A 22,733-nucleotide genomic window follows, 5' to 3' on the forward strand; every position below is an offset into this window, starting at 1 on the left:
TATTATCTTAAGCGTATCTGTATAGTGGAAAAAAGTCTACTTCGGCGTTTTCTTCAATGCCCTTATCCTGCAAAAGCTTTTGGTATATTTCGGGATTGGCAATATATCTCCATGTTTTAAAGTCAAGATGGAGGTCGGAGAAGGCACATTTCCAGTCAAAGAGCTTGTCGTTCTTAAATCCAAGGCCACCGCCCAGGTTGTAATATTTCATTCCTTTTTCCCTGCCTATCTGCGTTATGCAATCGGCCAGAAATTTGGTTGGGCTATGGTGTAAATATTCTGCCCGGGCACCTACTAAATGGGCTTGAATAATACCATTTGTAAAGGTTATTATAGTGCTTGCAATTGCAATGTCGTTATAGTAAACAGTTAGCAAACGGGCTTCATATTCAGATGTGTTTAATATTTCTGAAAAGTATTTTTCATTAAACAGGTAGTAGCTACTGGCGCCAACGCGTTTCATGTTTTCGGTATAAATTTCGACAAAGGTGTTTAAGCCGTCAGCATTGGTTTCATCCTTTACTTTAAACCCCCTTTTCCATGCGTGCTTAATAGCATCCATGGTTGATTGCCTGTATTTTTTGCGCTGTTCATCAATAGGCACTGAAAGGTCAAGTACTACCGTTTTTCCGTTTTCGTGAACACCTCCAAATTTCTCCAGTAATTTTTGCTGCTTATAAAAAGGATGAAGTCTTACAAAAACAGACACATACTTTTCCTTTATAAGGAAATTATTGAAAGCGCCTTTAAAATTTTCCAACAGCTCCTCATCTATCTCATCAATCTTTTTGTTTGAAAACGGACCCGAAAAACCATATACACAGGTTAGGTCGTTGTAGTCAGAACCCGGAATTTTTCGCTGCAGCAGGGGGAAGCCGATATAGGTATCTGACTCCTCATAAATAAATAGAACAGGATCTCCGGCTGTTTCAAGGGAGTGATAATGCCATGTATGATAAAAATCATGTTCGGCCGAATTACCGACGTAAGAAATCCATTCCTCTTTATTGAGCAGGGTAAAGATCTTAATCATTGAATTAAAGTTTAGGAGATGGTAAATTATGACTGTTGATTTTGAAGGCAAACAAACTTACTTTTGGTAATACTCATTGTAATCAGATCATTTACCTTACCTGTAATTTCAAACCCTGCCTTTTCATAAACAGTTATTGCCGCGATATTTGCAGGGTGTACCTTTAAATAAATCTCATCCAGTTCCTTTATTAAAAAACCATATCGTATCATCTGTACTGTTGCCTGGTAACCAATTCCTTTACCCCAGTAAAGTTTGTTACCAATAAACAGGTGTAATTCTGCGTCATGATTAGTAATATCAAGCAGTTGGATATTTCCTATATAGGTATTAAGTTCTTTAACACAAATTGCAAATCTAAGCTGATCGGGCTTGGCCAGCTTTTCACGTAACCAGGCTGTTTCTATTTCCGAACTAATATAATGAGTAGGTTTGTAGCCTGTATATACCCATATCAATGGGTCGTTACGCCATGCGTAAGATACGGACGCATCTTCTATTACAAGGGGGCGTATGTAAACTGAAATGGTCATAAAAAAAGTCTTAGGGTATTTAACATATAAAACATATCCTGAAGGTCATACCGTTGATCGATTGGTAATGGCACTAAGCACCGGGCCAGGTAATTTTCGTTGGTATTTTTCTTAGTCCATTTAAATACATTAGGCCAGTAGGTGGCAACATATATTTTTTTCTGTATCAAATGAACCTTTAGGTGCCGGTCGTTTGTTAAAAAAGGATAAACCAATGGTACTGTGTGCTCATCAGCGGCGTTAAACTTGAGCAGGTTAAATTCGGCAAGGTGCTTGTGCAGAAAATTAAAGTTTCGCTGCCTCGTAAATACACATTCATTGTAATTGATGCTTGAAAGCATCTTTTGGGTTAATAACGACATAGACCTGATCTCGTTGTTTTCCAGATCCTTGCTGTTGTTTATATAGTCAGAATACCCGGCTTCTATACCTGCGTCAATACTTTTTATGAGGTGCGAAAACCGGTTTACCGAACTATCTATGGGCAACTTTTTAGTGAGTTTTCTTTTAATGCTTAAGTATGCGCCGTCCGGAACGCCAAAAAACTTGCGGCACGAATAAAATGTATCAATGCCGGCAAGGGGCTCTGAAAAAAAGGCTTGCGAATTATCAATTATAAGATTTTTGATTTTGCCGCTAAGCTCTGATGCTTTTGTTTGTTTTATGCCAAAGTAATTGGTATATAAAAAACAGGCGTCAGGCTCAATCTCAAAATCAATGATGGGATCTAACTGCCGGTCGACATGATAAAACTGGTATTGAATACCTGTTCGTAAAATAGGCTCAAGCAGCACATCGCAGGTGAAATAAGGAATATAAATTTTATGGTATTTTTTTTGTATCAATATGTACTCTAACGCGTTGCGTCCTGTGTTTAACCGAACCAGATCGGGATAGTATTCATTCCCTTTGGGCAGTTCCAGCTCCAAATACCCGCCTATGGGTTTTAACGCGGCTTTATTTTTTTGCATGACTGTAAATTGAGTGTGAAAAATAAAGTTGTTAACCCTGGTCACTTTTATACATTCTTAAATGAATGGGCTGATAATATTCTTCCAGGCTTTCTGGGATACGTGAATTATAACCCAATACCTGCCGCTGATCAGCACTAAGCTTATCAATAAAGTCGTAGCCTAATACCCTTGGATAGTCCATTTGTGGTTTAATAAAAGGGCGGGTGAATCCCAGCGTTAATGCCCGGCGTTGCTTAATTGTTTTATTTTCGCCAGCAGCATGCCATATGTTGGAGTCGAAAAGGATGATACTTCCTTTTGGTGTTACAGCCCTGTCGGCGGTTTCGTAGAAATAAGTTTCGTTAGGTTTAATGTCCGTTTTATGTGAGCCCGACAGGAAATAGGTAGCACCGTTTTCTTCGGTAAAGTCATCCAGGGTAACTATCATTTGCACTAATAATTTTGTATCGCCTAAAAATGTGCGCACATCACGGTGCATATTACTTACATAAGGATGTTGCTGCTGGGTGTGTATTACAGCATTAAAGCCATTCAGTATATAATTACCACTCAAAAAATAAGCTATCTCATCGGCGCAATACATTTTTTCAATAAACGGCAAGCTGAAATTGTCCTTTTCAACAAGGTGGTGAAGTGTGCCGACCATATTAGAGCTTATCCCATTTTTTTCCTGAATGGCTCGTCGTTTTACGTACGCTTCCTTTAAATCCTCATTTATAACTGCAACAAAATCGCTGTCTAATGCATTCTCAAAAATAACCCATCCGTAATCACGCATCGCAACGCGGAAATCTTCAAAGTGCCTGTCTCCGTAGTTAAGTCTATTTCTCATGAATTTGTATTGTTGATTTTCGGCTAATTAGTTTAGGTCCATTATCTGCATCATCATAGCATTTACTTTATGCACATCAAATTTTTCCTTTGCCAAGGCCAGCCCGTTAAGCCCGAAACTGCTGATAGCTTCATTGTTGGTTATAAAATACTCCATTTTGTGCACAAGTTCGGCTGTGTTTTTTACAGGTATTAAAAATCCATTGCTATTGGGTGATGTTTCAACCGTTTCCCTGCAACCAACGGAATCGCAGGTTATAATGGCACGCGCCATAGCCATGGCTTCAAGCAAACACCGTGGAATTCCTTCCCGATAGTATGAAGGTAGTACCACCACAGATGAACTGCTTATATATGGTCTTACATCATCCACGGCGCCCAGGTAATTAATTACACTCCGGTGCTTTATCTCCGAAAATAAATCGGGGTGAATGGCGTCGACATTATCATCATAAGATCCGATTAGTTTGAAAGTTACGTGTGGGTGCTTTAGGAATACAATTTGCGCCGCTTCAAAATATTCGCGGATCCCTTTGGCGTTGATTAGCCTGGATACCATGATAAAGCTTATGTTATTAATATCCGGCTGGGTAGGGGCATAGTAGCTCAAATCAACTCCCGATCCGTTGACCACTGCAGTTTGATGCTTTGCCGATATTATTTTAGAATCAAGCAGCGTTTGTACATCATCTTTATTTTGAAATATGACAGACAACCCCTGTCTGTTTTTAAGGCTGAACCTAAGTAGAAAGCGGGTAATTTTGCTTGTTAAAGATGTGTTACCGCTAACAAAATTATAACCAAGGCCCGAAAGCATCGGCGTTATTTTCCGCACGCCACCCAGTTTGGCTGCAAGTGTTCCATATATAACCGGTTTAAGGGTGTATGGAAAAAAAACATCCGGCTTTAGCTGTTTAATGACCCGGTAAAGTTTCAATACATACTTCAGATCAGATAGGATCGATACATTACTGCCGTTTAGATTGTTTTCAAATAAAACGATGTTTAACAATGCCAGTTTTGCGCGTTGCTCGGACGGTATTGCAGGGATAAAAGCATAAACGGTATGCTCTTTGCGCATCAGTTCAACTAATTTACCTCTAAAATCAATCAACGATTTGGCCGAATCGCAGGCGATCAGCACTTTTTTGCTTGTCATAATGGTATAATAAGCAATAGGTTATAAGTGAGGATTTATTGCAGACGTAATGCCATTCAAAAGATAATACACGATTATCGGGAGCGGTATTTTAGTGAACAAGAACCGGCTCGGACTTGGTGCTTTTAATATGGTAGTATTTTTTATACCATGCAATAAATCGTTCAACCCCAGTATGAACAGAGACCTGGGGCTTGTAGTTCAGCATGTCATCTAAATTTGAAACATCGGCACAGGTTTCGGCAACGTCACCATCCTGCATTGGCATTAGTGTCTTGATTGCTTTTTTATTCACCTGTGCTTCAATTTCGCTTACAAAATCAAGCAGGTTAACTGGTGCTCCTCTGCCAATGTTAAACACCCTGAAAGGTGCAGATGATGTGGCCGGATCGGGATCTTTGGCATTCCACAGATAATTAGGTTCAGCCGGCTGATCAATAACATGCGTAATGCCTTCAACAATGTCATCTACGTAGGTAAAATCGCGAAGCATATTACCGTTGTTAAAAACTTCAATAGGCCTGCCTTCCAGAATTGCCTTGGTAAAAATAAATAAAGCCATATCCGGCCGGCCCCATGGCCCGTAAACTGTAAAAAAACGTAACCCTGTAGTGCGCAGGTTAAATAGATGGCTGTAGGTGTGGGCCATCATTTCATTGGCTTTTTTTGATGCAGCGTATAATGAAACCGGATGATCGGCAATATTATGCTCGCTGAAGGGCATTTTTTTGTTTAAACCGTAAACGCTTGATGAACTGGCGTAAACAAGGTGATTAATCTTGAAATGCCTGCAGCATTCCAGGATGTTTAAAAATCCTTTTACGTTTGTGTCAATATAAACATCGGGATTAGTAAGACTGTAGCGTACGCCTGCCTGGGCGGCCAGGTTACAAACGGCATCAAACTGATAATTTTGGAACTGCTGCTGCAGATTTTCCTTATCCGTTATATCCAGTTTTATAAACGTATAATTTGGATGTTTTGTACTGCAAACAGGTTTGTTGTAAACCATTCCTGATACTTTTATGCCGGCATTCAGCAATCGATCGTGCTTTAGCTTTACATCGTAGTAATCATTAATATTATCAATGCCTACAACGGTGTCGCCGCGTTTAAGTAATTTTTGGGTTAAATGATAGCCGATAAATCCCGCAGTGCCGGTAATTAAAATTTTCATAAATAAGTGAAATTAGGTTTAAATGAAAGCCTCAGAGAAGGCGTTGATTATTGGTTGATTACAAGCGCGAACGCTTAACTAATGGTAAATGCCTGTATCAAAGAATCAGGAATGGTAACGAAAAAGGCAGGTAGATGTACTTGTTGCAGAATACTTTTGAGTAAGGAATTTATCAAATTGCGCGCGTTTGGGTGTGATTTGATAATTCTTACTTCATGGTATAAGTGTATTTTCTCCCGTTTGTAAGTGGATTACTATTGTCCGACGTTGAGAAATACAATGTGTTGCCCCAATGGCTAAATTGTCCGAGTCCAAAACTGCGGATATCATGGTGGGTAGAGTGGGCCGGCCCCAGTTCAACGCCGTTTTCAAACAGCCTGAGCTTTGAAACAGTTGGAGAGGTGTTCGAGTCCCCAATTTCAGGTAAATCATAGCCAATTTTGTAACAAAAGCCGCTATCACTTCTCAATCCTATCAAGCTTATCGATTTGATAGATTCGTCCTGCGGTGTTGTAACAGGAGGAGTAGTTGTAGGCGGGGTTGGTGTTGGTGTTGGCTGGTCAGCTTTTTTACAGCCGTTAATAGCAGTTAGCATGGCTACAATTGTTATTATAGGCAACACAACATTTCGGGTGGATTTAATAATTGTTTTCATAAAATTTTTATTTTAGTTGGTTAAAGTTGTTGCGCTACTATGTATAAGTCAGGGGCCGTTATACCAGTGCATTCAGTATCGACTTGATGAATATTTCGGGGGTGCGGTCTTCTACGTATTGCATTATAAGGTCTTTATGATTGCCATTAGTGCTGAGGGCGGTGTTTACCGCTGTTGTTAATGAGTTTACATTATCGGCTTCAGCCAGGTAAATGCCCGGAATCTCATCGATACCTCCTGCGCAATTGGTGCAGATTACAACTGGGTTCAGGATCATCATTTGCAACAATACGTTCGGAAAACCTTCTTTTATTGATGATATAACACAGGCTTTTGCATGCTTAAAATAAGGCATTGGGTTTGCGATCCACCCTTTTAATACTACACGGCCCTCCAATTTTAATTCACGGATCAATTTCTGAAGCGAGGCTCGCTCCGGGCCTTCGCCAAATATCAGTAGCTGCAAATTGGGTCGGGATGCTTTAATTTCATCAAAAGCCATAATTAGTATATCAAAACCCTTTTCAGGAATCAGTCGGCCGGCTGCGCAAATAAATTCAACAGCGGCATCGGCAGCGGGCAGTGCTTCTTCGGCCTTTATCAGGTTTTGTTCAATGTCGATCGGGTTTTTCTGAATGATAACCCTTCGCTTGTCGATGTATGGGAGATGCTGTATAAAGCTATCCCGCATGCTGCTTGTTTGGCATACAACCAAATTTGCCCCGGGGTAGCCAAGCCGATATGCTATCTGGTAGCTCAATTTTTTTAGACCGCTGTACCGGGTTAAAACAGACGAGCACTCCCTTACTATGAGTTTTGATTTTAAATATCCAATGCGTTTTAAAAACCCCAGGAAAGCATTTAAGTAAGGATGCGTACTGAAAATAATATGATCTGTGCGGTAAGGGCTTAAGCTTTTTATTAACTTGGAAAAGCCACTTAATATGCTTCCGTTGCTCACATATTCAACTTGTTGATCGCTGGGAATATTTAACCCGCCGCTTTCAACTTTCTTTAAAAATAGCAGAGAAGCGTTACTTGCACGGGCAGCCTGTAACAATATGTTTTCGGCTCCGTTTGCCTTGTTGGTAATTGAAACGAAAAGTAATTTAGGCTTCATCTTGGGCACTAGTTAGGATTATTAAGGCTCTTCAGCTTTCTGATCACTTTTTTAAATGGTCCCATTGCACTCAATACTTTGCGTTTTCCGTCAACAATCAATAATCCATCTTCAAAATTTATAGTATGCAATCCTTCGTCATAAGGTGCCTGGGGAAGTAGTTCAAAAGCGGTATGGTATTGAAAATCTGTTTCGGTTATAGTGGTTATTTCATTGATCATTACCGAGCCGCCATAACACCTTTTTGGATTTTGGCTGGGCATATAAAGTTTTTGCCCAACTACAAATAACCTGCCTGCCGATCGGCTCACGTTTGACGCCACATTTATCGGGTTTTGTTTATGTGCCTTAAATGGAGCGTCGAGTGTGTCGGCATAAAATAAGTACAGTACGCCGTGTTCACCCGAAACACTTGTAAAGAGCCAATATTTGTTGTTATAATGGATAATGGAACTGTCAACAAATGCCTGGCCTTCCAGCAATACCCTGATCTTTTCAAACTTATACGGGTTATTCATATCAATTTGATAGAGTGCCACCTGTTTAGCCCTGCCTGTTTCCGGAATACAGTATAGCCGGTTACTGTCAGTGAACATGTGAGGATAGGAGAGGTGTATTTCATCTTCCATGATACCATTTACTTTTTTCTTGTTTTTGAAATGCATGTTATCTGTCATCATGATCTCGCCTTTTCCCTTCCAGAAATTAAGCTCTTCATAATAGAGATGTAAACGGCCATTGATATTTGCGGTAAAGGGATCGGCTGTATAATCCACTTTATCTTCTGATAACCAATTGATTTTTCCGTTTAACTGCTGAGTATGGATAAGATTTTCGGGAGATTGTGATATATAACCTATATTCCATTTATCATAACTAAACAGTTTGTGAATAATTGAAGTGAATGTGGAGATAAGGTCTTTCATAATCGAAACATTTTTTTTAAAAATGACAGGAACGCGAGTGATATAGGTACGTAGTCGGTTTCTTGCAGCAGGCTTCCACCAAAACTATCTTTGAATTTGTTGATCTTTAAAAGTTCGGTATCTGAGGTGTTGTAAGCATAGCCTCCAAGGTCATATATTTTGAAGCCCAGTTGTTTAAAAAAACGGATATCTTCAAAATGCAGTAAACGGTTTGCCCTGCCGATAACAGCCCTTAACTGGCTGTCGTTTTCATTTCTGAACAGCGAAGCCGAATGTAAGAGCCTTACCCTTTGCGATGAATGGTCGCGAATGTAAGCGTGCATAACAATATCCTGGTCCTGATAAACCGCCTTGGTGATAAAGAGGTGCGGCTTGTATTTATAAAATTCTTTGTTGATTTTTTTCAGGCCTTTGGTAGCTGCAAATGCATTGTAAAAATCAATAAATTGTTTAATGCCGGTACCCATTACGGTTGATACGCCATCTTTAATGGCCCTGCGTATTTCGTATGATGTATTTTTATCAAACTTGGCTTCAATAGCAGGTACAGGCGCGTTTATATCAATTATTTTGGTGAAAAAATCCTCTTTGCGATATCCCGGAACAGCTTCGCTGCTTTTACTTTGTTTATAGTATTTTAACAGGCAACCCCATAAATTGGGTTTGGCGGCAAACCATACAACGGTGTAGGGTACTATACGCATAGCCCTGTTGTTAATCTGGATCATAAGGTTTTGAATGTTTAAGCTACCTGGTATGTTGAAATTGGTTTTGAATGCTGATTTTTTAACCATTGTGTAAATACAAGCAGTTTCCAGATCTGCGTTGTTCTGTTCCATTTGCCGCTCATGTGGTCGTTTATCATTGCAAATGATTTTTGTACATTAATACCGGGAATGTTCTTTAGTTCGCTGATTGAAAGGTGGTCCATTACATGATCTCTCAGTTCGTTTTTGAACCAATGCCCGAGTGGCATCGTGAAGCCCGCTTTCGGCCTGTCAAACAATTGCGCCGGGGCGTATTGGTATAATATATCTTTTAAAATCCTTTTTTGAATGCCATATTTAAATTTATAGCTGTCGGGCAGGTTTTGAGCAAAATCAACTACCCGGTGATCCATAAGCGGTGCCCTTGCTTCTAAGGAAAATGCCATTGTGCCCCTGTCCACCTTAGTATTTATATCACCGTTTAAATAGGTCTTGGTATCAAATGCCGATAGCTTTTGAAGCATACTTGTTGATTTTGATGACCAGATATCCATGAACGGAACCTGCAGGCCAATGTTAGGATTTTCGAGCCAGGAGTATTCCAGGCCGCCCAGCATAAGCCCGTAAAGTGATTTAACCTCCGGATTGCAGATCCCCATTGCAATTAGCTTGTGACGATAGTTAGGGGAAATGCTAATTATGTCGGCTATTTTTTTACGCAGCGCCAGCGGGCATTTAAACAGCTGGTTAACCATATTAAACCATTTGTAACGGCTATATCCTAAAAAGCTTTCATCGCCGCCATCACCGCTTAAAACCACGGTAACGTGTTTTTTGGTGTGTTTACTTAACAGCAGGGATGGGATGGCACTTGAATCGGCAAAAGGCTCATCATAATAGCGGCCGAAACTCTCAATTAGTTCAAGGCCTTCCTCTTTATTACATTCAATTGTATGATGATCTGTTTTTAAATGATCGGCAATTTTTTGTGCAAAAACGCTTTCGTCAAAACCTTTTTCTCTGAATTTTATGCAAAAGGTTTTTACATTATTATAGTTTTTTGAAGCTATGGCCGCAACAAGTGAGGAGTCGATACCACCTGAAAGATATACCCCAAGGGGCACGTCGGCATGCATGCGTATATCAACAGCGTTAGTAATCAGCCGGGTTAAATCGGCCTGTGCTTGTTGGTATGCTCCTTCATAGCGTTCGGCATGGTTTAAATCCAGTTCCCAGTATTTTCTTGTTCTGAAACTGCCGGTGTTGCAATCAAAACAAAATGAATGTCCGGCCTCAAGTTTCTGGATTTCGTTCCAGGCCGATTTGGGTTCGGGAACGTATCCCCATACAAAATATTCGTTAATAGCCTGTTCATTGATAGTTACATTCCGGCCTATACATATTTGCGATGGCTGGCTGGCAAATTCAAAATCTAAACCATTTTGGGTATAGTAAAATGGCTTTTTGCCAAGCCTGTCGCGGGCGCCAAAAAGCTGGAGCGTGCGGGTGTCAAAAATTACAAAGGCAAACATACCGTTGAAATGGTTGACACAATTTTCGCCGTATTCAAGAAAGGCGGCTGTAATAACTTCTGTATCCGAATCGGTTAGGAATCTGTAACCCAGGGCTGTGAGCTTTACCTTTAAGGTTTTATAATTGTAGATTTCGCCATTAAATACAACTTTAAGGTGATTGTAAGTTAAGGGCTGATCTGACCGGTGATCCAGATCAACAATAGCCAAACGGTTATGGCCTAAGGTAACCGGACCATTGTGTTCAAAGCCAGAATAATCGGGACCCCTGAAATCGGCCCTTGCCAGTTTTTGAAATATGATGTTATCGTCATATCTCACTGTTGATCCATAAATGCCGCACATAAAAAAACGCTGAGGGGTTAATAGTTTTGTTTAATTAGCAAGCAGGGTTTCATATTCCATGCCTATTTTCTCGAGACTAAAGCGATCAACGATATCGGCTTTGATATTAGGATGCTGCCAGGTTTGATTGCATGCCCTGATAATTTGATGGCGTAGTGTGCACAGATCATTTTGCTCGGCTATAAAACCGTTAAAGCCTTCTCTTATCAATTCGTTAACCCCGCCAACTCTGAATGTAACCACCGGAACGCCTACCGACAATGCTTCGAGCACTACATTAGGGAAGCCTTCGGTAAATGAGCTTAAAACCAGTAAGTCATGCTTAGAAATAACATCGGCAACATTTTTAATTTCGCCGATGAACTTCACGCGTTCGTTGAGGCCGATATTTTGTACCTCTGCTTTTAAGGTATCCATCAGCGGGCCCTTGCCGGCTATAGTTAGAACATAGTTTTGAGGCAGTGCTTTCATAACGTCAAGCAAGCGAAATAATCCTTTCTCTTTGATGAGCCGGTTAACTGCAATAAGCCTCTTTAGTCCCGAAATTTGGTTTTGAGGTTTTATTACACTCGTTATAATAACCGGGTTATGAATAACAATAAGCTTGTTTAGGTTGATATTATAAAGTCGGGCTATGGATTGTTTCATTTCTTCCGACTGGCAAACAATTGAGTTAAAGCGTACAAACAAAAACCTTGAAAAATAATTGTAAAAGCGGGATTTAAATCCATAAAACTGCGCCATTTGCTGCGGATTGTTAGATGCCCTGGCTATTAAATTAGGCACTTTAACAAACATGGAAACAAAGGCTACCAGGATATTAATATGATCGGTAGTTGAAAAAACCGCGTATGGTTTTTCATCTTTCAGCAGTTTACGAAGTTTAAAAAATGAGCGTGAAGCCTTTATTGTTTTCAGGTTTAAAAATCTGATACCTGCTATTTCTGTTGAGAAACTGCACTCGTCTCCATTAAGCAATACTACAACTACCTCATAATCGGGCTTGTTGAAATATTGCGATAGCAGCCAGTAAACACGCTCAGAACCACCTGTACCAAGCGAACCAAGAACAAGGAAAATCTTCTTTCTCATTATAAATAAAAATTGGGATCAAGTTTTAAGCGACAGCTAATTCTTCCTGCATTGGTTCGGTTTGTTTTACCGGGTCTTTTAACCTGTTGTAATGTAATACAGCGAAATAAATAAATATAGTAGGGCCGTCCACGCTCATTAGCCACCCGTTATGTGACAACGCGTTTAATGAAACTGCTATAAAAGTGAAAAATATAGCTACATAAATAGCGCTTCCTTTATGTTTTACGTTTTTTATAGTTTGCCAAAACAGGCGAACGGTCTTGTAATATATGGCCCATAATAACCCTAATCCTAAAAACGGGCCAAGCACGGTTATAAACATCAGGTAGGCATTGTGCGATGATAAGCCGAATGTGAACAAGGGGTTTCGATAGGTTACCTCGTCCCAGGTTTTGCCATAAAATATAAGCCCGAAAGGGTAATCAGCAAATATTTTAAGGTTTTCGGCAGCCATATCGGCCCGGTTAAAATCGTTGGCTTCTTTAGCCTGGTTTTTGGATAAAATGTTGTTTTTGTCGTCAGTGTTATCTTTTAACACATAAGTGTATAACCCAAAACATATGATCACTGTAGCTGCAACCAGGAAAACGGCTCTATAGCGATAGTAAACAAACAGGAAGAGCGTTACCCCGGCCCCAAAGCTTATAAATGCCGACCTGTTCATGCCAAGGTAAATGCAAACAATGCAGGCCGCTAAAACCAAAACCCTTACTATAAGATATTGCCCGGTAGTGCATGATGCAATAAAGGCAAAGGTGGTAATTGCTACAACCTGGTACCCGAAGTTGAATTGCGTTACTGCCAGGCCTGCTGGACTTTGTTTAACCGGTTCGCCCAATAACATGCTCCTGATCGGGTCAATGGTGCCTGCCATGCTGTGATCAAGTACCATAATGATCATAGAGCACATGAGCAAAAAGAAGAACATTAGTATTGAAGCGTAATAGCGCGATTTATTTGCACCTACAAAATAATTAAAGTATAATGAGCATGGTATTATAGTAAGGAGTATGGCAAAAAAGGTAATATAATTGCTCATCCCTACTACCTGGTATAAAAAAACGCCGATTAAAAAAATTATTAACTCGTTGTAATAGCCAAAATCAAGCAAAGGCTTTTGCACAAAGAATAGCAGCATGCAAAAAATTACAGGCGCAGGAATCCTCAAAGTATCTGTCATGAAAATGTTAAAAGCAAGTGTGTACAGATAGAAGAGCATTAATCCGTAAAAGAGGCACTTTTTAAGCAGCATAATAAAGTGGTGCTATTGAAAAATTCGTTTTATTGTAGAAAATATAATTTTCAGATCCATGAAGAGATCCTGGTTGTCAATGTATTCGAGGTTCTTGCTGATCTTTGACGGAACTATCACCTTGATATACATATCTTCAGGATCATCGCTGCTGGCCAGGATATCATTTTCATTAAAATATTTGATAGATGCCCAATCTGTTACTCCCGGTTTAACACTTAATACCCTTAGTTGAGCAGGTGTATACAGGTTTACATATTTCCGTACTTCGGGGCGCGGGCCAACAAAGCTCATGTCACCTTTTAACACGTTTAGTAATTGCGGCAGTTCATCAAGTTTATATTTCCTGAGCCAGTAACCAACACTGGTGATCCGGTAATCTTTACTGCCTATGGTTAGTAATCCAGCCTTGTCCGAGTTTATGTACATGGTCCGGAATTTGAACAGTTCAAACTCATTTCTATCTTTCCCAACCCTTGTTTGTTTATAAAATGCGCTTCCCCTCGAATTTATTTTAATAGCTATAGCAATTAAAATAAACAATGGCAGCAACATTATCAGTGCTATAAGTGATATGCCAACATCAAAAAGCCGTTTAATCATAACTCTATTTTATAATTCAACTTTTGCAAGTTCTTTACATTCTTCCAGCACAGAGTTAACGGAGTTTATTACCGTAGTAACTATAAAATCAATCTGCTCACCGGTAAGTTGAGGATAAATGGGCAATGAGATTTCATTTGCATAAAGGGCATAAGCTGATGGATACTGAGCGATCTTATAACCCAGATCTTTAAAAAGAGTAAGCATTGGCAGTGGGGTAAAATGTACATTGGCCATGATCCCTTCAGCCATAATGCTTTCAATTATCTGGTCACGCTGTGCCTCTGATATACCTTTGATGCGCAGGGCAAACAAGTGATAGGATGATTCCCTTTGCTCGTTTTTTAGTGGCGGTTCAACAAACCAGTCCATTGATTTAAACCTGTTACAATATATTGATGCAACATGCTTGCGCATAGGCAGCAACCTGGCCTCATAATTTCTGAGTTGGCCGAGGCCTATTGCTGCACAAATGTCGGGCATGTTGATTTTGAGGCCCATAAACAGGATATCGTATTTCCAGCCGCCGCCATTACTTTTGGTAAAGGCATCTTTGGTTTGGCCGTTAAGAGTATATAGTTTTAAATACCGGTGTTCCTCGGCCGGATTAAAGCAGGCAGGCAAATTGATGCAGATACAACCTCCTTCGGCTGTAGTGATGTTTTTTACCGCGTGGAAAGAAAATATCGATACGTCACTATACTTTGCTGCCGGCAATTCATTTATGGTTGCACCGATTGAGTGCGCTGCGTCGGCAATTAAGAGGATCCTGCCTAAAATCTTTTGCTTAGGGCTTTCAGCAACGAATAATTTTTTAATTTCCGGTTTATTGATAATCGCCTTTAATTCTTCGTAGTTGCATGGCCAGCCGGCTATGTCAACAGCAATAATTGCTTTTGTTTTTGGGGTTATTGCTTTGATCACAGCTTCTGTGGAGATGCAGCAATCGTCATCAACATCAACTATCACCGGCGTAGCCCCGCAATGCAGTACACTTAAGGCGGTAGCACAATAGGTGTATGCTGGTATGATAACTTCATCGCCTTCCTTTATGCCGAACCATTTTAGCATTAGGATAGCTCCTGACGTCCAGGAGTTTACGCAAACAGCCGAATCCGAAGCTGTAAGCTGTTTCATTTGCTGTTCAAGTGCGGCTACTTTGGGCCCGGTGGTTATCCAGCCGGAGTTAAGCGTGTCCATAACCTCGTTTATAACAGACTGGTCAATGTAAGGTGGCGCAAAGGAAATTTTCATATCAGGTTTAAATAGTGTTAGTTTCCGGCAGGGACCCGTTCCAAAAAAGCGATTGCTTTTTGAGCGTAATCACGGGCTAATCGTTTATAAATGCAATATTTTTCGGCAAAGGCATCTGCCCAGGTATAATTTGAAAAATCGAGGTCATCCAATGAAACAAAAAGGTGATGGTTTTTTTCTAAGAAAATTTCAAGCTCAGCAAACGTTTTGTCAGAACAGGTTTCGGGATGATAATTGAATGTCCAGGTGTATTTTGTTTTTTGCTCAACTTCTGATAATTGAACAGGTACCCAATTAAAACCAAATCTTACATAAGGTGACTTGAGCAGGCCGTCGCTTATTATTTTAATGTTGGTATATTCGTGTAAAGCAAGCAGTGTATTGCGGTCAAAGGTATGTGCAGGAGCAATAAAAACAGTGGGGTTGATATTTTCACGTTTGAATATTTCGGCCGCTTTTCTTATTTTTTCTTTCTGTGTTTGCAATGGTAAGCCTGCAAATTCCGACCTGTTATTCATCTTCAGTAAGCCGGAGTTGTGATTTATGTAATAATGATCAAAACCGTGCATGCCCATCACATAATTTTTATTTTGAAGTTCGCGCACCAACTGCCAGTAGTAAGGATTGAAATTACCGCAGGCTTTTAGTTTGGGGTCTTTATTTGCCGGGATAACGGCTATTATGGGTTTTATGCCATACCTGTCAAACAGAGTGAAAAAACGCTCCCATTTTTGGAGATTATTTGTCGGGCATAAATCATCCAAACGAATTAAGTACTGTAGCATATTAACAGTTTGATAGTTTTATAAAGCTGGTTGGCTGTTTGTTAGTTGTGCCGCTGTTGTACTTGCAGTGACGTGCTTTTTGATTAACGTTTCCCATTCTCCCAGTATCTTATCGGGATGGTTGGTTTGAGATATGACACGGGCCTGATTTCCAAGAGTTGTTTTTAAAACCTCATCGCCGGCCAAACGGTGCATTGCATCGGCTAAATCAATTATTGATCCTCTTTTTACCAGTATTCCATTTTGGCCGTTGTTGATGATCTCCGAAGGTCCAAAATTGCAATCCACTGCTATGGAAGGGCATCCAAAGCTCATAGCCTCAACTAAAGCGTTAGGATATCCCTCGTTGCGCGATGGTAAGACAAACATATCGGCCTGGTTGTAATAATCCTGAAGATTGTTTTTGCTGCCAGGCAGCAATACCCGTTCTCTTAACCCCAGATTAAAGATCTGGCAAACGAGGTTAGCGCGTTCTTCACCATCGCCAACGATAATCAGATCGACGTTGGAAAGGCCTGATTTTGCATAGGCTTCAATAAGGATATCAAAGCCTTTTACGTAGGCCAAACGGCCAACCCCCAGAATAAACCTCCGATGGTGAACCTTCTTCTCTGACGGTGATGGGAAAATGGTTACGGCATTTGTTATGCGCTCGATATTTGTGAGCACTTTAAAGTCTTTGTCGTTAAGCAGACAGTCCTCAACTCCCTTAGCACTTACTACAACTGCGTCCGCTCTTTTATATAAGTTTAAAGCCAGTTGTTTACGCAAGTAATTAAACCTGATAACGCTTCTATCGGGCGAAGTGCGCTCTGAAACAATGTAAGGCACCCTGGTAAACCAACAGGTAATACCAGTCCAAACATTGGCGGATGTGATAAATGATAAAGCGCACACCGGTTTTTGAGCCCGCAACAACTTGATAAGTTTAAAAAAAGTTTCGGCAATATGATACAATCTGTAAACAAACCAATTTTTTTGACGGTCAGTAAGGTAAAATACCTTAACATCATCATCAATTTCATATGCTGGAACATCATTGTTTAAAGAAATAAGTACCGACTGGAAGTTGTTTTTATTAAAATAATTAGCAAGCGAAATGATAACCCTTTCTGCTCCCCCACCTCTAAGCGACGGAATAATGAAAAACAGAACGGGTTTTGAAAAGGGGGCGGCTTGTATGTTCATGTTAATGTTAAATGCGCTGGCAGTTATAGCAGGTATTTTACCGTCTCGTACGCTTTACGAAACCGCTTGTTTTGTAATTCAAAAAGCAGATAGCGTTTTACATAAAGCAGTAAAAGTCTTTTTTTAGCGATCGCCGAGTATGTGAAATTTTTGATGATTAAATTGAAATCACTTATAACCATTTCCATGCGCGCCTTGGCGTTGATCATGCTCCACACGCCGCCCTCATGATTGCGATAACAGCTCATTACCTCGGGTATTACATAAATTTTACCGCCGGTATGCTGGGTGGCCCATAGCTTAAATATTTTATCGCCGGCAAAACATTCAAAAAACCAGGGGGTAGCAAACAGCTGACGGGTTTCGGGAATGTTGCGATAAACAACCGTTGCTGTTTTTGTTTCTTCCTGTTTCCCCGCCAGCAAATCGGCATATGTATGTATTATCGGTGTTGGGTTAGGATGTACGTAAAGTGTTTTATTATTAACGTTTATCACTTTGTGGTAATGGCAGCAAATAACGAAGTCGGCATTGTTTTCTAAAAAATCAACCTGCTTTTGCAGTTTATATTCATTTATCCAGTAGTCGTCGCCCTCGCAAAGAGCTATATACCTGCCCCTACACTGTGTAACACAATTAATTAAATTTTTATGCGTGCCTAAGTTGGTAGGGGAGGCTATAAGATTGATCCTGCCGGGATAGGTTTCTGAGTAAAATTTAATTATTGACTGGGTTTTATCTGTCGAGCAATCGTCGCCAATGATGATCTCAAACTTAAAGTTGGTTTTCTGCATCAAGAAGCTTCGGATAGCCTCGGAAATGAATTTTTCATGGTTGTAAGTAATACAGAGAACACTTACCATTATTTCTTCATCATTCATACCGTTCCATTTACATTCGCTGCCCTTACATTTATCTCAGATTCAATTTTATCGGTCACCAGTGTGCCAAAATGTTTCGGTTTAAAGTTGTTGTCGAAGTTTTGTGCACGGAGTAATAACCTGCAAATAAGGTCGAGATCTGACAGTGATAGTGTATGATATAAAGGAAGACAAACCACCCGTGAGGCTATGGAATCGCAAACAGGCATTGGTTGGCTTTTTACGTATGGTAATGATGACAGCGAGGGATAAAAATACCTTCTGCAGTAAATCTGTGCTAACTCTAATTTTGCTTTGCTTTGATGCATGAGGGCCTCTGTTTGAAAAACGATGGGGAAATATGCATAATTGTAATCCTGTTCGTTTTCAAGTTTTTGAAACTGAACATCCAGGTTTTCCAGGCGCTGCAGATATTGCTCATACAAATACTTTCTTTTTTTAAGTATCTCGTCAACATGGCGCAGATTGCATAAACCCATTGCAGCATGAAACTCGCTGTTTTTTGCATTGATACCTTCTTCAGAAAAAGTGTCAACACCCGAATATCCGAAGTTGCGCATCAATGCCATGGTTTTTAATAACTCCGGATCCTGGGTAAATACAGCGCCGCCTTCGATAGTGTGATATAATTTGGTTGAGTGAAAGCTGGTTACACTGATATCGCCATATTCAAATACGGAGCGGTTTTTATAAAAAGTACCGAAGCAATGTGCGGCATCATAGATCACCTTAAGGTTATGTTTATCAGCAATAGCTTGTATGGCTGTTATATCGCATGGGTTACCGAATACGTGTGTTGCCAGTATAGCCGATGTGTTGGGTGTGATAGCAGCTTCTATTTTAGCCGGATCAATATTCAGTGTCTCAGGGTCAATATCCACAAATACAGGTTCGCAACCCTGCCATACAATAGTGCTTGTAGTAGCAACAAATGAAAATGGCGTTGTGATAATTTCTCCGCTTAAGTTAAGTGCTTTGATGGCCAGCTGTAAAGCTATTGTACCGTTTGTAACAAACAGCATATGACTAACGCCCAGGTATTGCTTTAACTTTAATTCGAGCGTGTTCACAAGGGGCCCGTTGTTGGTAAGCCATTGCCTTTCCCAGATACTTTTAACATAGGCTCTGAATTCCTTTTCGGCAGGGAGAAATGGTTTGGTTACTGGAATCATCTTTTTAGGATTAATTGGTTAAAATCTTTAATAGCGGAGAGTTTAATTAACAAACTGGCACCATAATAAACCGCAATGAATACTATGAGTAGTATGCCAATTTGCATAGTCGGGATGAAAAAATCATTGATCAGCAACTTGTCGAGAAAATAACAACAAAGGCCGATACTTCCGGCCAACGTTACAGTTGGCAAAATATCCTTCACCTGTTCGGTAACTGGGTAGTCAATTAAGCGCCCGCTGTAAATGGAATTGATGTAGTAAGCTATTATGTTAAAAAGTAACTGAAAGTATAATAATCCATAAATTCCGAAGGGAATAAAGAGCAGGATGCCCACTACACTTAAAACCTTTTTAATAACCTCTAACTTTAAAAACAAGGCGCTTTGTCCCATTACTTTCAAAACATTTAAGTTGTATGAATGAAGCGGGTACATGATACCACCTATGCATAGCAACTGGAAAAACGGAACAGCTGGCAGCCATTTATCGGTTAATAAGATGTGAAACAAAGGCCTCGCAATAACACTGAGCAATATAAGCGCCGGTGCGTTCCAGAATACTACCTGCTGCATAAGCCGTTTATATACATTTTTTAGTTGTACCGGGTCGTTTGAGATCTCTGCGAACATTGGGTAGGTAACCTTATTTATAGCTGCTGAAATATTACTTATCGGTAATTGACTTATCGAATCGGCCCGGCTGTAGTAGCCAAGCTGGGTTGCCGAAAAGAACTTACCTATGATTATCAGGTAAATGTTTTGATAAACGGTATCAATTAAACCTGATAATGTCATTTTGTAGCCGAAGTGGATATGCTTTTTAAAACAAGCCTTATCAAATATCAGTGCCGGTCGCCAGCTTGAAGTGATCCAATGTATGGCCGTTGATAAAAAAGATGTGCATAAGCCCATCCAAACCAGGCTCCAAACGCCGTATCCTAATTTTGCAAGTATGATACCCAATATTCCGCCGCCAATGGCCGACGGGACTTGAATGTTGGTTTGTTTTTTAAACTTCAGATCCTTGACCAGTAAGGTGCTTTGTACCCCAAAAAACGCGTTTATAATTAAAATTAAGGTGTAAACGCGCACAACAGACGTTAACAGTGGCTGGTGATAAAAAGCAGCGATGAGCGGCGCCGTTATAAAAAGTATCAGGTAAAGGATACTGCTGCCAATGATATTAAAATAGAAAACGGTTGAATAATCGCGCTGATCGGCATCGGTTGTGCGGATCAGCGAAGCTGTGAGACCGCTATCCAGGAGGCTGTTGCCAACCGAAATAAAAAGCGACAGCATAGCTATCAAACCAAATTGTGACGGCTCCAGGATCCGTGCCAGGAATATGGATATGCCGAAGCTTACCACCTTTGAACTTAATTGCTGCCATAGCGCCCATACTATGCCGGACACAGCTCTTTGTTTATAGCTCATAATTTTAAAGCCGGGCGTTAACAACCTCTTCCGGTAAAAACGCCTTCAGGTCATATAATACGGCATTAGGTTTGCAAAGTGCTTTTATATTCATTTCTTTAAACTCCTCATGGGCAACCGCAAGTAAAACCCCATCATAGGTGCGGGTTTTTGATTCGCCGTTTTCGCAGATGATGCCATACTCTTTTTTAGCATGTGCCGCGTTGGCCCAGGGATCATGGATATGCACTTTTACTTTATACTCCTTCAACCGTTTAACAATGTCTATCACACGGGTATTTCTCACGTCGGGGCAGTTTTCTTTAAAGGTGAAACCAAGTATCAGCACCTCACTATCTGTTATTGATGTACCACGGCAAATCATTTGTTTAATAAACTGATCAGCAACATATGCACCCATAGAGTCGTTTATACGCCGGCCGGCCAAAATAATTTCAGGATGATAACCTGCTTCCTGGGCCTTTTGTGCAAGGTAATATGGATCGACCCCAATACAATGGCCGCCAACAAGGCCTGGGCGGAAATTCAGAAAATTCCATTTAGTGCCCGCTGCCTCCAATACTTTATGGGTATCGATACCCAGTTTATTAAAAATCATGGCCAGCTCGTTCACAAAAGCAATATTTATATCGCGCTGCGCATTTTCAATTACCTTGGCAGCCTCGGCTACTTTTATTGAATGTGCTTTAAATGTGCCGGCTGTAATAATTGATTGGTAAAGCTTATCTACAGTCTCGGCTGTTTCCGGAGTAGAGCCTGATGTAATTTTGCGGATTTTTGAAACTGTATGTAATTTATCTCCGGGATTGATCCTTTCAGGCGAGTAGCCTGCAAAAAAATCAACGTTATAAGTAAGCCCCGATACTTTTTCTAAGATGGGCATACATTCGTCTTCTGTTACCCCGGGATATACGGTTGATTCGTAAACCACAATATCATTCTTTTTTAACACTTTGCCTACAACCCGGCTGGCATTTATTAACGGAGAAAGATCCGGCCGGTTATTTTTATCAACAGGGGTTGGCACAGTTACAATGAATATGGAGCATTGCCGTAATTTTTCAATTTCATCAGTAACGTATAAACCGGTTGCGGTTGTGCAAACAGGGGTAATTACTGCATTTAATTGGTCAGAGTCGATCTCTAAAGTGTGGTCGATGCCCGATTTGAGCTCATTGATGCGATCTACATTGATATCATAGCCAATAACCTTGTATTTTTTTGCAAATTCAACGGCCAGGGGCAAGCCTACATAACCAAGACCGATAATGCCTAATTTAGGTTGGTAATTCTCAATTTTCATGATTTCTGCTGATGTTATGAACTGATAAGTTTTGGATTGAAACACGTGTTACCAAAGCGCAATTGATGGTTTCAAAAACCATTAATACATTTTTGCCCTGTATTTGCAGCACCTTCCCCATTTGATTTACAAGAGCGCCATCTTTTATTTTAACTGTATCACCAACAGTGAGGTTCTTAAGGCTCACAATTTCCATGTCTTTGTAGCGAACAAGATTTGTTCTGATTTCGTCTATTACGTTGTCCCGCACTACAGCAGGTTTGCCCATATAATAAACAAAGCCTAACGCCCCCATTACGTAAAGTGCCCTTGACTGCTCATAGGCATCGACATGAACAAATACATAGGAGCTAAACAGAGGGATACTGATCTCCTTTTTCCTGTCAGACCATTGGCTTACTACATCTCTGACCGGGCAATAGCATTCAATGCCATTTTGCTTCAAAAGCTTGTCCACCTTTTTTTCCCATCGGGGCTTGGTGTAAATAACAAGCCATTTTTTTTCATGATAATTTGTCATGCGAAATTGCGGTGTTCTTAATTGGGTTTCCATAAAATGAATAAAGTTGGATCGGGGGAATTAATAATGGCTTATTATAGCTTCGCCAACTCACTCACATGGCGCAAGTGATGATGGTTTAAAAAAATAGTAATTGAAAATTACTAACCTGGTTATCTGATTTATTAGAGCCGTAGCTTGTGTTGGCTGCGGCTCCGCCAATCCAGTCACATGGTTAGGCGGTTAATAAAAAATAATCGAACTAATGGTTTA

General features: G+C 40.3%; 22 protein-coding genes. All 22 read right to left on the reverse strand.

Annotated elements, in window-relative coordinates; all coding sequences use genetic code 11:
* Positions 1-7: 7 nt before the first annotated feature.
* The 22 genes from ABIC84_RS01555 to ABIC84_RS01660 all read right to left on the reverse strand — a co-directional run bounded on the left by ABIC84_RS01555 (position 8) and on the right by ABIC84_RS01660 (position 22,514).
* Positions 8-1,033, reverse strand: a complete 1,026-nt coding sequence (locus tag ABIC84_RS01555) for a GNAT family N-acetyltransferase (protein WP_426586652.1) — start codon at positions 1,031-1,033, stop codon at positions 8-10.
* Positions 1,034-1,059: 26 nt separating this feature from the next.
* Positions 1,060-1,566: a GNAT family N-acetyltransferase gene (locus ABIC84_RS01560; protein WP_426586654.1), complete on the reverse strand. Its 507-nt coding sequence runs from the start codon at positions 1,564-1,566 to the stop codon at positions 1,060-1,062.
* Complete coding sequence (locus ABIC84_RS01565; protein ID WP_429262470.1) at positions 1,563-2,537, reverse strand: hypothetical protein; 975 nt, start codon at positions 2,535-2,537, stop codon at positions 1,563-1,565. Before ABIC84_RS01565 ends, ABIC84_RS01560 begins: the two co-directional genes overlap by 4 nt.
* A 31-nt stretch (positions 2,538-2,568) precedes the next feature.
* On the reverse strand, positions 2,569-3,372 hold the full coding sequence (locus tag ABIC84_RS01570) for a phytanoyl-CoA dioxygenase family protein (RefSeq protein ID WP_426586658.1): 804 nt from the start codon (positions 3,370-3,372) through the stop codon (positions 2,569-2,571).
* A 27-nt stretch (positions 3,373-3,399) separates the two neighbouring features.
* Entirely contained in the window at positions 3,400-4,530 is a 1,131-nt protein-coding gene (locus ABIC84_RS01575) for a glycosyltransferase family 4 protein (protein WP_429262471.1), read from the reverse strand.
* 91 nt (positions 4,531-4,621) lie between these two features.
* Positions 4,622-5,707 (reverse strand): NAD-dependent epimerase, encoded by a 1,086-nt coding sequence (locus tag ABIC84_RS01580; RefSeq protein WP_429262472.1) that lies wholly within the window; start codon positions 5,705-5,707, stop codon positions 4,622-4,624.
* Positions 5,708-5,915: 208 nt separating this feature from the next.
* Entirely contained in the window at positions 5,916-6,362 is a 447-nt protein-coding gene (locus ABIC84_RS01585) for a hypothetical protein (protein WP_426586664.1), read from the reverse strand.
* A gap of 58 nt (positions 6,363-6,420) precedes the next feature.
* Complete coding sequence (locus ABIC84_RS01590) at positions 6,421-7,482, reverse strand: glycosyltransferase (protein WP_429262473.1); 1,062 nt, start codon at positions 7,480-7,482, stop codon at positions 6,421-6,423.
* A gap of 8 nt (positions 7,483-7,490) precedes the next feature.
* Positions 7,491-8,408: a glucosamine inositolphosphorylceramide transferase family protein gene (locus ABIC84_RS01595; protein ID WP_426586668.1), complete on the reverse strand. Its 918-nt coding sequence runs from the start codon at positions 8,406-8,408 to the stop codon at positions 7,491-7,493.
* Positions 8,405-9,136, reverse strand: coding sequence for a hypothetical protein (locus ABIC84_RS01600; protein WP_426586670.1), 732 nt, complete (start codon positions 9,134-9,136; stop codon positions 8,405-8,407). The genes ABIC84_RS01595 and ABIC84_RS01600 overlap by 4 nt, the downstream gene beginning before the upstream one ends.
* A gap of 14 nt (positions 9,137-9,150) precedes the next feature.
* Entirely contained in the window at positions 9,151-10,992 is a 1,842-nt protein-coding gene (asnB, locus tag ABIC84_RS01605) for an asparagine synthase (glutamine-hydrolyzing) (RefSeq protein WP_426586672.1), read from the reverse strand.
* Between the two features lie 30 nt (positions 10,993-11,022).
* Positions 11,023-12,084, reverse strand: a complete 1,062-nt coding sequence (locus ABIC84_RS01610; protein ID WP_426586674.1) for a glycosyltransferase — start codon at positions 12,082-12,084, stop codon at positions 11,023-11,025.
* 25 nt (positions 12,085-12,109) lie between these two features.
* Positions 12,110-13,267, reverse strand: coding sequence for an O-antigen ligase family protein (locus ABIC84_RS01615; RefSeq protein WP_426586676.1), 1,158 nt, complete (start codon positions 13,265-13,267; stop codon positions 12,110-12,112).
* Between the two features lie 84 nt (positions 13,268-13,351).
* Positions 13,352-13,942 (reverse strand): sugar transferase, encoded by a 591-nt coding sequence (locus ABIC84_RS01620; RefSeq protein WP_426586678.1) that lies wholly within the window; start codon positions 13,940-13,942, stop codon positions 13,352-13,354.
* A gap of 9 nt (positions 13,943-13,951) precedes the next feature.
* On the reverse strand, positions 13,952-15,196 hold the full coding sequence (locus ABIC84_RS01625; protein ID WP_426586680.1) for a DegT/DnrJ/EryC1/StrS family aminotransferase: 1,245 nt from the start codon (positions 15,194-15,196) through the stop codon (positions 13,952-13,954).
* Between the two features lie 17 nt (positions 15,197-15,213).
* Positions 15,214-15,981 (reverse strand): DUF2334 domain-containing protein, encoded by a 768-nt coding sequence (locus ABIC84_RS01630; RefSeq protein ID WP_426586682.1) that lies wholly within the window; start codon positions 15,979-15,981, stop codon positions 15,214-15,216.
* Positions 15,982-15,999: 18 nt separating this feature from the next.
* A complete protein-coding gene (locus ABIC84_RS01635; RefSeq protein WP_426586684.1) occupies positions 16,000-17,169 on the reverse strand; it encodes a glycosyltransferase family 4 protein in 1,170 nt (389 codons plus the stop codon).
* Positions 17,170-17,192: 23 nt separating this feature from the next.
* Entirely contained in the window at positions 17,193-18,050 is an 858-nt protein-coding gene (locus ABIC84_RS01640; protein ID WP_426586686.1) for a glycosyltransferase family 2 protein, read from the reverse strand.
* Positions 18,047-19,222, reverse strand: a complete 1,176-nt coding sequence (locus ABIC84_RS01645; RefSeq protein WP_426586688.1) for a DegT/DnrJ/EryC1/StrS family aminotransferase — start codon at positions 19,220-19,222, stop codon at positions 18,047-18,049. The genes ABIC84_RS01640 and ABIC84_RS01645 overlap by 4 nt, the downstream gene beginning before the upstream one ends.
* Complete coding sequence (locus ABIC84_RS01650) at positions 19,219-20,658, reverse strand: lipopolysaccharide biosynthesis protein (RefSeq protein WP_426586690.1); 1,440 nt, start codon at positions 20,656-20,658, stop codon at positions 19,219-19,221. The genes ABIC84_RS01645 and ABIC84_RS01650 overlap by 4 nt, the downstream gene beginning before the upstream one ends.
* Positions 20,659-20,662: 4 nt before the next feature.
* The gene (locus ABIC84_RS01655; RefSeq protein WP_426586692.1) at positions 20,663-21,961 is read right to left on the reverse strand and encodes a nucleotide sugar dehydrogenase; all 1,299 of its coding nucleotides are present in this window, start codon (positions 21,959-21,961) and stop codon (positions 20,663-20,665) included.
* On the reverse strand, positions 21,951-22,514 hold the full coding sequence (locus ABIC84_RS01660; RefSeq protein ID WP_426586694.1) for a UpxY family transcription antiterminator: 564 nt from the start codon (positions 22,512-22,514) through the stop codon (positions 21,951-21,953). The genes ABIC84_RS01655 and ABIC84_RS01660 overlap by 11 nt, the downstream gene beginning before the upstream one ends.
* Positions 22,515-22,733: the final 219 nt, after the last annotated feature.

This window comes from Mucilaginibacter sp. 3215, assembly GCF_050433785.1.
Classification (GTDB): domain Bacteria; phylum Bacteroidota; class Bacteroidia; order Sphingobacteriales; family Sphingobacteriaceae; genus Mucilaginibacter.

What these genes read in the sequence shown, in the direction of transcription:
- ABIC84_RS01555 (WP_426586652.1), bottom strand. Translation starts at nt 1,033, where the DNA reads ATGATTAAGATCTTTACCCTGCTCAATAAAGAGGAATGGATTTCTTAC.
- ABIC84_RS01560 (WP_426586654.1), bottom strand. Translation starts at nt 1,566, where the DNA reads ATGACCATTTCAGTTTACATACGCCCCCTTGTAATAGAAGATGCGTCC.
- ABIC84_RS01565 (WP_429262470.1), bottom strand. Translation starts at nt 2,537, where the DNA reads ATGCAAAAAAATAAAGCCGCGTTAAAACCCATAGGCGGGTATTTGGAG.
- ABIC84_RS01570 (WP_426586658.1), bottom strand. Translation starts at nt 3,372, where the DNA reads ATGAGAAATAGACTTAACTACGGAGACAGGCACTTTGAAGATTTCCGC.
- ABIC84_RS01575 (WP_429262471.1), bottom strand. Translation starts at nt 4,530, where the DNA reads ATGACAAGCAAAAAAGTGCTGATCGCCTGCGATTCGGCCAAATCGTTG.
- ABIC84_RS01580 (WP_429262472.1), bottom strand. Translation starts at nt 5,707, where the DNA reads ATGAAAATTTTAATTACCGGCACTGCGGGATTTATCGGCTATCATTTA.
- ABIC84_RS01585 (WP_426586664.1), bottom strand. Translation starts at nt 6,362, where the DNA reads ATGAAAACAATTATTAAATCCACCCGAAATGTTGTGTTGCCTATAATA.
- ABIC84_RS01590 (WP_429262473.1), bottom strand. Translation starts at nt 7,482, where the DNA reads ATGAAGCCTAAATTACTTTTCGTTTCAATTACCAACAAGGCAAACGGA.
- ABIC84_RS01595 (WP_426586668.1), bottom strand. Translation starts at nt 8,408, where the DNA reads ATGAAAGACCTTATCTCCACATTCACTTCAATTATTCACAAACTGTTT.
- ABIC84_RS01600 (WP_426586670.1), bottom strand. Translation starts at nt 9,136, where the DNA reads ATGATCCAGATTAACAACAGGGCTATGCGTATAGTACCCTACACCGTT.
- asnB (WP_426586672.1), bottom strand. Translation starts at nt 10,992, where the DNA reads ATGTGCGGCATTTATGGATCAACAGTGAGATATGACGATAACATCATA.
- ABIC84_RS01610 (WP_426586674.1), bottom strand. Translation starts at nt 12,084, where the DNA reads ATGAGAAAGAAGATTTTCCTTGTTCTTGGTTCGCTTGGTACAGGTGGT.
- ABIC84_RS01615 (WP_426586676.1), bottom strand. Translation starts at nt 13,267, where the DNA reads ATGACAGATACTTTGAGGATTCCTGCGCCTGTAATTTTTTGCATGCTG.
- ABIC84_RS01620 (WP_426586678.1), bottom strand. Translation starts at nt 13,942, where the DNA reads ATGATTAAACGGCTTTTTGATGTTGGCATATCACTTATAGCACTGATA.
- ABIC84_RS01625 (WP_426586680.1), bottom strand. Translation starts at nt 15,196, where the DNA reads ATGAAAATTTCCTTTGCGCCACCTTACATTGACCAGTCTGTTATAAAC.
- ABIC84_RS01630 (WP_426586682.1), bottom strand. Translation starts at nt 15,981, where the DNA reads ATGCTACAGTACTTAATTCGTTTGGATGATTTATGCCCGACAAATAAT.
- ABIC84_RS01635 (WP_426586684.1), bottom strand. Translation starts at nt 17,169, where the DNA reads ATGAACATACAAGCCGCCCCCTTTTCAAAACCCGTTCTGTTTTTCATT.
- ABIC84_RS01640 (WP_426586686.1), bottom strand. Translation starts at nt 18,050, where the DNA reads ATGAATGATGAAGAAATAATGGTAAGTGTTCTCTGTATTACTTACAAC.
- ABIC84_RS01645 (WP_426586688.1), bottom strand. Translation starts at nt 19,222, where the DNA reads ATGATTCCAGTAACCAAACCATTTCTCCCTGCCGAAAAGGAATTCAGA.
- ABIC84_RS01650 (WP_426586690.1), bottom strand. Translation starts at nt 20,658, where the DNA reads ATGAGCTATAAACAAAGAGCTGTGTCCGGCATAGTATGGGCGCTATGG.
- ABIC84_RS01655 (WP_426586692.1), bottom strand. Translation starts at nt 21,961, where the DNA reads ATGAAAATTGAGAATTACCAACCTAAATTAGGCATTATCGGTCTTGGT.
- ABIC84_RS01660 (WP_426586694.1), bottom strand. Translation starts at nt 22,514, where the DNA reads ATGGAAACCCAATTAAGAACACCGCAATTTCGCATGACAAATTATCAT.